Raw genomic sequence first — 11837 nt, forward strand, 5'->3', positions numbered from 1 at the left:
CCTTTCTACCAACGAATTTGAAAACCTACAATTTGTAGAGACGCAATACCTTGCGTCTAATTCAAACAAAAAGACGCGATGTATCGCGTCTCTACAGTTCAAATCCACCTTTCTACCAACGAATTTGAAAACCTACAATTTGTAGAGACGCAATACCTTGCGTCTAATTCAAACTAAAAAGACGCGATGTATCGCGTCTCTACAGTTCAAATCCACCTTTCTACCAACGAATTTGAAAACCTACAATTTGTAGAGACGCAATACCTTGCGTCTAATTCAAACAAAAAGACGCGATGTATCGCGTCTCTACAGTTCAAATCCACCTTTCTACCAACGAATTTGGAAACCTACGTTTGTAGAGACTAAATACCTTGCGTCTAATTCAAACAAAAAGACGCGATGTTTCTCGTCTCTACATTTCTAGTCATCGAGGGAACAAAACGACTCAATTATCGGTTTGAAATCTTAAACCCTTTGCATTGAATTATTACCATCAGATTTACCTATCAACTGCTGAATTACCAGCCGATTGGAATCAAGTCGCGCAATCGAGTATTTTCCTGCAAACGGACTACTTGAAGGCATTGGAAGAATCCAGGCCAACTAATCTCACGATCAGTTATGTGGGAATTTTTCAAGACACCAAATTAATGGCAGCTGCGTTCATTCAGCAAATCGATTTAAACCAATTGGAAACTTTTGGCGTGCGGGATAGTGGGCTTAAAATTATCATTCGTGATTTCTTATTCAAGAATTATGCCGGGAAATTGTTGATCGTGGGAAATAATATGTTGACCGGCCAACACGCCATTGCCTGTCGGCCGGACATCTCCCAAGCTAGCATCCTAAGCTACCTTAAAGAACGAGTTTGCAAAGAATATCCTAACCAACATCTCGAAATATTCAAGGACTTTCCTGCGGAAGAACTAAGCTTTTTCTCAGGCTCAAGCTTCGATAAAAGTCTGCGATTCACTTCGCAGCCTAGCATGTTTCTCAGCCTAGCAGAATCCTGGTTAAAAGAAAAAGATTATGTTGATGCGCTCTCAAAAAAATACCGAGACCAATACAAACGGGCACGCAAAAAAGCGGACGGAATCGAGAAAAGGCAATTGAATCTTACGGAAATCATCGAACTCGAATCGAGAATTTATGAGTTGTATCTACATGTTGCAAAAAATGCGCCATTCAACACATTCTTTTTGGCGAAAAATCATTTTAGTAGCCTCAAAAAAAACTTGGGCGAATCCTTCCGATTTTTTGCCTACTTCGAAGAAGGCAAACTAATTGGATTCAATACCCTTTTTCAGCATGATGAATTACTGGAAACCTATTTTCTCGGTTATGACCCAAGCATTCAAAAGGATAAAATGCTTTACCTTAATATGCTCTATGACATGGTTGGCTGTGCCATTGTCAACGGATTCAAGCATATTCAATTCGGTCGAACGGCGATGGAAATAAAAAGTTCGATTGGTGCTGTACCCGTCAATATGTATGGCCTCATGGAACACAATACACCCTTGATAAACAGATACCTTGATAAGATTTTTCGTTTTCTGGAACCTGAGGTATCATGGATACAAAGGCACCCATTTAAAAGTTGACAGTTCCTTAATCTACTTGAGCAGAACTTATGGTACCTTTCGAAAAACATTTCTGATTCATGAAGAAGATTTTTCAGTTTTTTGCATTTCTTTTGGGTATTCAAGTGATTCATGCGCAGCAACTTATTGAGGTTCCCGGACTTTCTGAATTTGCCAAAATCGATACCAATGGCTACTCCGTATTACCAAGTGGACGTTATGTAAGTCCCGCTGGTAGAACAATACGGATTACTGATGACCCTTTTGGTCTTTCTTTGAGCCCAGATAAAAAATGGGCAATCACAATACACAATGCCGCATTTACACGAATTAATCTAACAAATCAAACTTCAAAAAGATTTCCAGAATTTGGCACATCTGATAAAAACTCACCGTATGGTAAAAGCTCATTTTTAGGAATCGTTTTTTCGCAAGATAGTCAAAGCTTTTATTTGAGTGGTGGAGATGCAGGGAACGTACATCAAATCGATATTCTAACAGGACAAGTTATCAGGACGATTTCACTTGATGGTATGATTGGCCAACGCACATTTTGGGACAGCTTTGCCTCTGACATGGTCTTAATGGCAGAAAAAAATGAACTACTCGTGCTCGATCAGGCAAATTACCGAATGGTTCGAATCGACTTAACTTCAGGAATGCTTACTTCAAGTACGCCTACGGGCCGACTACCCTTTGGTATTTCCCTAAGTCCAGACCATCAATATGCTTTTGTGGCAAACGTAGGAATGTATGCTTATCCCCTTGTCGAAGGAACGACACCACAAAACATACAAAAACAATATATCCCCCACCATCCTTATGGAAATGACACCAAAGAATCACAAGAAGGGACCCTTGTAGATGGGAAAAAAATTCCCGGACTCGGAAACCCACGGGCGGATGAAGCCATGAGCGTATTTCAAATTGACCTGACAACAAACCAAACCGTAAAAGTCTATAAACCAGGTTTCCAACTAGGTGAAATGGTCGAAGAAATGGAAGTTGTGGGAGGCTCTAGTCCAAATTCCATCGCAGTAGGAACAAAATATATTTATGTCAGCAATGCGACAAATGATAACATTGCCGTAATCGATTATAAAACTCAAGAAATTAAATCCCACATACCAATACAATTTTCGAGCATATTGGACAAAAGAAGAGGCTATTTACCTTTTGGAATTACGCTAAGTAATGATGAGAACAAAATATTTGTCACCCTACTTGGATTAAACGCAGTCGCTGTTATCGATGTGAGAACTGGGAAAAATTTAGGATTCATACCGACCGGCTGGGGGCCAACGCGCGTAAAACTATCCGCGGATGAAAAAAACATATATGTCACATCTTGCAGAGGTTATGGTGCTGGACCCAATGGTGGTAAAGGTTACCTTGCCCCTAAACAAGGAACGTATATCGGAGATGTTCAATTAGGTACTTTTCAAAGTATACCCATGCCTTCAATGGCAGAATTATCGAACTATACGACTCAAGTTCAACAAAATACCTTCCGTTTAAAAGATGGCAAAACACGGGGAAACAAAACCTTCTCATTAGCTGCAGGTGCTAAATCCCCAATCAAACATATTGTGTACATCACGAAAGAAAATCGCACTTACGACGAAATTTTTGGACAGTTTACAGGAGCTAATGGCGATTCAACCCTTGCCCGTTATGGTCTAAATCGGACAGTTTATGAAAAGAATCATACATTCCAACATGTGGACGTCATGCCAAATCATCATCAAATAGCAAAAGCGTTCTCAATGAGCGATAATTTCTATTGTGACAGCGATGCCTCCATTCATGGCCATCACTGGATGATGGGTGTTATTCCAAATGAATGGGTTGAAACCAATTCTAGTGTCAGTAAAACCGCTAAAATCTTTTCAAAAGCTCCGGGAAGGCGTTTTCCTGGCTCTACAGGTAGCATGGATCCCGAAGATTATGCGGAAATTGGTGGCATTTGGGAAGCCTTGGAACGAAAGAAAATCTCCTTTTATAATTTTGGAGAAGCCAATGAAACAGGACATGTGCGGGAGGATTGGACAGATACACTAACTGGAGCTGGTCACATCGTCATGGTACCGATGCAAAAAGCCTTATTCAAAAATACCAGCCACAAATATGCAGGATTCAATACGAGTATTCCAGATCAATTCCGTGTAGCACAATTTGAAACCGAATTCTCAGAAAAATGGCTAAAAGGCAAAGAAAAAATGCCTGCCTTAGTAACCATTCAGCTACCAAATGATCATGGAGGAGATTTAGATTCATTAGCAGGTTTCCCGTATCGTTCATCGTTCATGGCCGATAACGATTTGGCACTGGGTCGAATCTTACAATTTTTATCCCAAACGCCCTACTGGAAAAACATGTTGGTTATTGTAACCGAAGATGACCCGCAAGGTGGAGTTGACCACATCGATGCCCACCGTAGTGTCTTAATGATGGCAGGACCTTATGTAAAGCGTAATTACATCTCACACCGTCATGCAAATTTTGGTTCCATCTTGCGTGTCATCTATACACTTTTAGGTATTCCAGCTGTTAACCATTACGACCAAACAGCAACGGTACTCGATGATTTCTTTATAGATCAACCTAACTTCACCCCCTATCAATTTAGCTTTCCTGACAAACGGATCTTTGACGCTGACAAAACAATGATTCGTTACAATCGAACGATAGATTGGCGAAAAATAAAGAGAACAGTAGAAATGGATGATGAAGATGAGCAGCGAAGAAACCACTAATTACCAGTTGAATATCATTTGAGCATGTAGGCTTCTCCCCATTCCATCAATTCCTGAACCGTGCATTCGATAAGGAACATTTCCTAAATTCATTCCCTGCATGCTAAAATGAATATAGGGTGAAATTTTATAGGAATACGAGATTTGCCAAATTCCCCAACCAGCTGTTCCTGAGGGATTCATTCGGTTATCCGCCTTATCACCCGCGCTTAATCGATCTTGACGATCCGCAAATTGCCAAATAAATCCTAAGCTACCTTTCAAAAAAGTATAATCTACCACTAATGAACCATGCAAGGGCGGTATGCGGCGCATCGGTTCATTCAAACTTATATTTTGACCGTATACATACGAAAGGCTATTCGTCAAACTCAATTTTTCACTCAATCTTATCTTAGATTCCGACTCAAAACCCACCAAATAAGCCTGTGCATTATTTTCCTTCAAATACAACGGATAACCTTGCACTACCTGTGTCGTTTTAACCCGATTAATTAACTGAGAAAGTTGCGTATGAAATCCAGACAACTCAAAATTCCAATTAGGTTTCGATAATCTAACTCCTAAATTTTTAGTCAATGAATATTCCGGACTCAATTGATATGCCGGTAATTCATATCGAAAATCAACAATACCAAGACTTCCTAAATCATCCAAATTCGGCGCACGAAAACCAGTAGAAAAAGACATAAATAAGTTAATGCTGGAATTAGGTGAAAAAGTGAATCCTCCGTCATATACCAGAGCTCCGGAGGAAATCCGAGAGTCACCAACCGTTGAATCAGGCAAGCTTGCCATCGAGTTTTGATAACGTAATCCAGCATGGCCATGCCATTTATCACCTTGCCATTCATGCAAACTAAACGCAGAAAAAGTTTGATAAACGGAATCATTGGGATACAATCCACGCAAATGGGTTGTAAAGACAGGAGAAATATCTATACGGCTACTCTGAACTGCATCTGCATAAACCTCAATCCCCGACATACTACTTAGATTGGATGACCAATTACTTTTCAATTGTCCAACAAGACCAAACGTACCGATGACGTCTTCTTCTTGACGAGAGATACTACTTCCTTTTTTCTTCAATAACCTTTTTTCACGGCTTTTTTGATAAGAGAGCGTCCAATCCATTTGCTGATTCCAAGAGTGACCTCCAGAGTAAATCCATCGACTAAATGCCCTTCCATAAGATTGAAGTGTCATTTCGTTGATTGCAAAATTTTCTAACTGAATTTTATGATAAACTGGAACACGATCTTGAACTGTTTGTTGAAATAAATTTTCAACCACCCAACGATCACCCAATTTGATATGGAATTGAATTATTCCATTTCGCTCATCATAACCAGTAGGTCTTTGAAACCCTCCAACACCACCGCGGGTTATATCTCCAAAACTTTTGTTGCTCAGGGAAGTCGAAAAAGCAAAATTTGGCATTTGATAGTTAAGTCTACCTAGAACACTTTGCTCCATTCCTTGGCTGATGGCACGACCAATCATTTGACCGGACCATTTCGGATTAGCACTAAATGTAGGCTTATTAGATATTAAGTGAATTACCCCTGTTAAAGCATCGGAACCATATTGGACGGAACCCGCACCTCGTAGAATCTCGACTTGGTTCAATGAATAAGGATCGATGGTATTCAAATACTGATTGGGCCCATAGCGAAAGGTAGAATTATTAAATCGAATTCCATCCAGAACAAGTAAAGTTTGATTTCCGGTCAGGCCACGAACAAATGCTGAACCACCTCCCTGATTCGTTCGCTGAACAAACACACCTGACGAGGTAGCTAAAATCTCAGGGGAATTCATCGACGCTCCCTCCATGATTTTTTTTTGATGGATAGGATAAACAACTTGCTGCTTCGATATAGCTTGACGGCTCGCACTCACGACCACATTATCGAGGGTATCCGAAGGACAAAAAATCGCCATTTTAAAACCCAAAACACTAATTAATCCAATATTCATTTTTAATCCTCGTCTTCTTCGCTCGTAGTTAAAATGGCAGCACGGCGAGGTACTGGCATCACAGAATCTTCTCCTTTCACCGCTTTCCAAATCACTTTACTAAACTCCAAATCAGGAATAGAGTCTTCCTTTTTGAAATCAAATTTGGCACTTTTTTGAGCACTCGGTGTATCCCGAATATTTAACTCAAACAAGTTTGCTTTCGGTAGGATGGAGTCAAACGGGCGAAGATCTGGCGTGGCCTGAAAACATCGGAACATCGGAGATGCTGCGGCATCATATTGACTCATTGGGGGTAAACCTAAAATCAATTCCATCGTACGGAGCATCGAGGAAGTCGAATAAGGCGTATGATCAACAAATCCACGCTTCACGAAACCGCCTGCTAGATAAGCAGTTGTGCGATGCGCATCCACATGATCTGGGCCATTTTGAGCATCATCCTCTACGATGAAAATAGCTGTCTCTTTCCAAATTGGCGATTTTGAAAGATATTCCACAAATAATCCAACTGCATAATCATTATCTGCTACATAGGCGAAAGGTGTCTTTTTACCAAGTCGTTGACCTTCCGTATGATCATTAGGAAAATGAAGTGAATTAAATCGAGGTACTTGGTTTTGAGCCAAAAGACGGTCGAAGTCTCGCTTCCAAGCAGCAAATCGCGTCGTATCCATCACATTCTGATCAAAGGATGCAAAATCAGGACAAAAATGATCCGCTATGGAAGGAATATTGGGCTTGAAATTATCAGCAAATTCACCATAGGTTCGATAGGAAACTCCTGCACGCTTGCAGTAATCCCAAATGAATCCATTCTTCGGGTTAGCAATCAATCGATTTCCCTCGCCATCATATTTACCCCCACGGCCACCATAGGAAGTAGGCCACGTTTTTTCTAAATAATCCGTCGCATGTGCTGATGTAGACCAATTATGCCCATCCGAACTCACCTCGCCATCCACATAAAAATTATCCAACAAGACAAAATCCTTCACCAATTTATGTTGGTTAGGTGTATATTTTTCACCAAACAAAAGCAATGTCGTATCGCCATTCCCACCTGGCACATCCGAGAGCACCTGATCATAAGTACGATTCTCCTTCAGAACATAAAACACATATTTAATAGGTGACACATCCCCTACTTTCATTGGAATAGGATTACCTTTTTCACCTATGGCATTCATTTCTTTTTCTTTTGTATAGGGCGTATTCTGATATACTGCCTCTGATAAAATAGCTAAATCTGCCATAGATGGTTCGTTAAATACCGACATGGTACCTTTCATTAAACCTCCAATGTAACCCGTTCGAACTTTGCGATTATTATCCGATTGCTGATATGTCACAGTTTGTTTTTTCTGAATGGGATTGGGCCCATCCGGATTCGCAAACGAGGAAAAGCCCTTTCCATTAGCCACGAATAATTTTCCTTTGACAATTTGCAAAGAAGTCGGGTACCAACCCACTGGAATAAATCCGAGAGAACGGGAATAACCTGGTTTTTCTACCTCAAAAACAGCTAAACAATTGTTATCCGCATTCGAAACATAAAGTCGTTCCTCATTAGCAGATAAGGCCAAGCCATTCGTTGAGCTTCCCTCCAAGGCATTGGGTACCAAGGCTGCATTCAAAACTTCGATTTCTTTGGCAGCTTTCAAGTCTACAACCGAAACGGAGTTATCATTACCATTAGCAACGAACATTGTTTTTCCGTTTTTAGTAATGATCATTTCATTTGGGTGATCCCCCACTGAAATTGCCGGCAAAAAGGTTGCATTATCTAACTGAAAGGGAAGAACTTGTTTAGCGCCCCAAACCGAGATATATAAAATTTCTTTGTGCTTATCTAAAATACAAGTAAATGCCTCCGCGGGTAACGGATGCGTTGAACGAATGGTCTTCGTTTTAACATCGATCACATACAGCGAATTATTCTCTTTGGTAACCACATACAAAATACCTCGTGCGTCATCATATTCAATTCCTGTGGGAGAAATAATAGCTTTCGGGTCTTTGGATAAAGGTATTTTGTCTACCTCGGTTAGTTTACCTGCTTGAATTTCAAAAACCAATATGACATTGTCATTACCACCTGAAACATAGACCCTCTTATTGTTCGCAGCTACCTTTAACCCATACCAAGATTTTGCTAATTCCTTGGAATCCAAAACTTGTTGGGACGCTACATCAATCAATTGTAAACTTTGGATGCTTTGGCCATTGTTAGTGACCAACAAATACTTTTGATTGGGCGAGACAGCAACATTCAAAGGTAAATCACCTAGAGCAATTGAAGAACCATACGGCGATAATTTCCAGCCATTCGGAAGAGTCACTCGGCTTGCTGAAAGTGTGGACTTCAAATTACTTTGTCCAATAATAGAAACTGAACAAAGAAGACCCAAAACAAAGATTTTAAAGTTAAATTTCATGCGTTTTTTCTTAAAAATAATCTGAATTAAAACAATAAGTTTTGCCTCTTCCAGAATTTAAAAATTTGTTATTATTTCGAAATGCTAAAATAATCCCCTACTACCCCATCGGACTGAATCCAACGTAATTCAAATGTTGATTTACTCACATCTAAGATGACGGAACCTCCCATTTGATTATTGGAATATAACATCGATTTCATGGGAAAACCAGGTCGTTGACCTCCCACTTTTCCGCCTGAACCACTCACTACATAGATGACACCTTGCCCTTTTGGACCCACTATATAATGATTGGGAGCTTTTTCTCGTGCCAATACATGCTTTGATTCCTCAAACGATTCATTAATCCCTACATGCCCACGCAAGGGGTAACTTCGCTCATAAACGTGGCTATGCCCAGCGATCACCAAATCAACCTTGTATTGCTCAAAAATAGGCGTCACATTTTCACGCAGTGATTTCATGTCTAATTCCACATCAGAATCATGCGAGCCTTTTGAATAGGGAGGTTTGTGAAAATAGACCACCACCCAAGGTAATTTATTCGCGGCTAAATCAGCTTTTAGCCAATCCACCTGTTCCCCTTTGCCATCTTTCAATTGTAAACCAGATTTTTCCTTCATTTCCGTATCTAAAGCAACCAGATGAACGGGACCATAATTTACGGAATAGTAGGATTCCGCATGCGAAGGAACTCCACCCGCTTGACCGGCCACCGGCATATCGAAAATTTGAAAATAGGGTGGTAAGGTTGGATCATGCTTTCCGGCATAATCGTGGTTACCCGGCGAAGGATAAATGGGTAAATTCTGTAAAAATGCTTGCTGATATACATCAAATACATTTTTTTGATATTCCTCATCCTTCCCGTTGTTGTAGGCATTATCGCCCAACCAAATCCAAGCATCCGGTCGATGGCCTTTGGTGTAATTTGTAATGGACTCCATAACAGCCTTTTGGCTCAAAGAACCATCCCCAAAATCACCCAAAGCCCAAATGCGAACAGGCTTTTGAAAACCTGGTGCAGTCACCACATAGCGTTCCGAAACAAATTGTTTGGAATCGATTTGGTAGGCATACTTTGTGCCGGGTTTCAATTGAGCCAACTCTACCATGTGTTCAGTGACACGGTTAGTATCCAAGACCTCTCGAACGTTTTTTTTCGAATCTTGGTAATACACACGACTCGATACAGGCTTGTCGGTCCGCCAATGAACAATGGCGGAGGTGGTAGTCACCGACTGCAAATAAGGTCCACGAATGATTTGAGCCTCTTGTGCATAGGCAAAGGGGCTAAAAAGTAAAAGGAATAGGAATTTTTTCATTATGCATCAAAAAAAGGCGTCAAAATGAACTTGACGCCTTAAATGTAATCTAAATTTTAGTAACCTTGATTCTGTTTCAAGTAACCTGTCAAATTGGAAGCGCCATCAATCGCCGTTTGTGGGATTGGAAATACGCGCTTGTTTTTATCAGTGTTGGTTTTTTCGGTCCAGCTATCTTCATACTTGCCAAAACGAATTAAATCCGTACGGCGTTGTAATTCCCAATAAAATTCAAATCCTCGCTCACGAAGTAAAAGATCTAAATTGATCGTCGACAAAGGGGACGCGGCAGAATTACTTGTACGAGATAAACGCACCTTATTCACATCGGCTAAAGCACCCGTGGCATCATTTGACTTGCGAAGTTTCGCTTCCGCACGCATCAAATAAACATCTGCTAAACGAACAATCACTAAATCCGCTTCGCCAAAATTACGACCAGAAGATGATTTATCAGAAAACTCATATTTTTCTACCCGGTAACCTGAACTATAATCACTGCCTGTTGTTGTAAAATCAACCTGCTCCGTATGAATTACCATCGGATTGCCTTTCCCACGTGAGTTTACAATTTTACCAACCTGTAAGGATTTACCATCCGCGCATTTTACAAATGCACCACTCTTGTAAATCAACCCATATTGTTGGCCTCGTAATATTCCACGATCAATTTTATAGGAGATTGGATCCACACATTGTCCCTCCTCTTTCTTTACATTTTGTTTGTAAAAACGAGGATCCGCTACCGCTGGGTCAAGCGAGCCATAGGCTGCAACCCATGATTGGTAGAAAGTCGGAGTAATTGCCGGCCCATCCGTCCCATTCGCTGCAGGATATGCTGGCAATGGACGCTGGTCATTCGCCAATGAAAAATATGACATACGATTATGCCCATTCAATTCAGCTCGCTGATCTACCGCAAATACTAATTCTTTATTGCTATGATTCGCATTACTGAAAATATCCCAATAATCCGTAGATAAGGCATATTGTCCTGAATTAACGATTTTATCTGTGTATTCAATCACTTTATCCATATCCTCCACCTTGTGGGTAGCTGTTCCATAGGGATCCCGCCAAACAGCCGCGTTCAAATGTAAACGAGCTAATAATCCCCAAGCACCCCCTTTGGTCAAACGACCTGGACCAACGGATGTCGATAAAATCGGTTCAATGGCTAACAATTCACTTTTGATGTACGCGATAGCGGCTTCACCACGAAGAATTGTTGTCACTTCACTTAAATCATCTTTTGAGAAGGCCAAACCAAATAAATCCAACATAACCATGTTGTAATAGGCACGCATACCACGCGCCTCAGCCGAGTATAATTTAGCGTTGGGATCATTGTTTAATTTTAACGAATTAATCGCCGTAACCGAACGAGAGATTCCCGCAAGTACTGCATTCCATGTATTTCGAACATTGGGATCCGTACTCGTTGTTTCATGCTTGTGCAATGATAAATAGATTCCATTATCACCCCAGTCGGTACCCCCACGGTATGGTAAAATAGCCTCATCCGTAGAAATTTCTTGTAAAGCAAACAAGGTAGTATGTTGGAAAATTGTTGGCAACACCGCGTAAACGGGTGCAATCATCCCATCGGCAGCTTGCTTGTCCGTTAAACCCGCTGCGTTGTATTCATCCAATACTTTTTCATTCAAATCGGAGCAACCTACCAAGGCTGTCATCCCTACCATAAGCATGGCTATATTTCTAAACTTTTTCATTTTCTTTCTAGCTATT

The 11837-nt window shown here is 40.7% G+C and carries 6 protein-coding genes; 2 read left to right on the plus strand and 4 right to left on the minus strand.

The annotated features are described in order from the left end of the window. The first annotated feature begins 479 nt into the window (after positions 1–479). Both ACMH5P_RS09900 and ACMH5P_RS09905 read left to right on the plus strand, forming a co-directional pair. Positions 480–1604, plus strand: coding sequence for a GNAT family N-acetyltransferase (locus tag ACMH5P_RS09900; RefSeq protein WP_459494210.1), 1125 nt, complete (start codon positions 480–482; stop codon positions 1602–1604). 59 nt (positions 1605–1663) lie between these two features. After that, the gene (locus ACMH5P_RS09905; protein ID WP_459494211.1) at positions 1664–4339 is read left to right on the plus strand and encodes a bifunctional YncE family protein/alkaline phosphatase family protein; all 2676 of its coding nucleotides are present in this window, start codon (positions 1664–1666) and stop codon (positions 4337–4339) included. Here the strand turns inward: ACMH5P_RS09905 and ACMH5P_RS09910 are convergent, their stop codons facing one another. The 4 genes from ACMH5P_RS09910 to ACMH5P_RS09925 form a co-directional block, all read right to left on the minus strand. Next, positions 4340–6322, minus strand: a complete 1983-nt coding sequence (locus tag ACMH5P_RS09910) for a TonB-dependent receptor plug domain-containing protein (RefSeq protein ID WP_459494212.1) — start codon at positions 6320–6322, stop codon at positions 4340–4342. It lies immediately after the preceding gene. 2 nt (positions 6323–6324) lie between these two features. Continuing rightward, the gene (locus ACMH5P_RS09915; protein ID WP_459494213.1) at positions 6325–8760 is read right to left on the minus strand and encodes a bifunctional YncE family protein/alkaline phosphatase family protein; all 2436 of its coding nucleotides are present in this window, start codon (positions 8758–8760) and stop codon (positions 6325–6327) included. Positions 8761–8831: 71 nt separating this feature from the next. Next, positions 8832–10088, minus strand: a complete 1257-nt coding sequence (locus ACMH5P_RS09920) for a purple acid phosphatase family protein (protein ID WP_459494214.1) — start codon at positions 10086–10088, stop codon at positions 8832–8834. A 56-nt stretch (positions 10089–10144) separates the two neighbouring features. Then, positions 10145–11821, minus strand: coding sequence for a RagB/SusD family nutrient uptake outer membrane protein (locus ACMH5P_RS09925; RefSeq protein ID WP_459494215.1), 1677 nt, complete (start codon positions 11819–11821; stop codon positions 10145–10147). Positions 11822–11837: the final 16 nt, after the last annotated feature.

It is taken from the genome of Aquirufa sp. 5-AUSEE-100C1, from assembly GCF_054558655.1.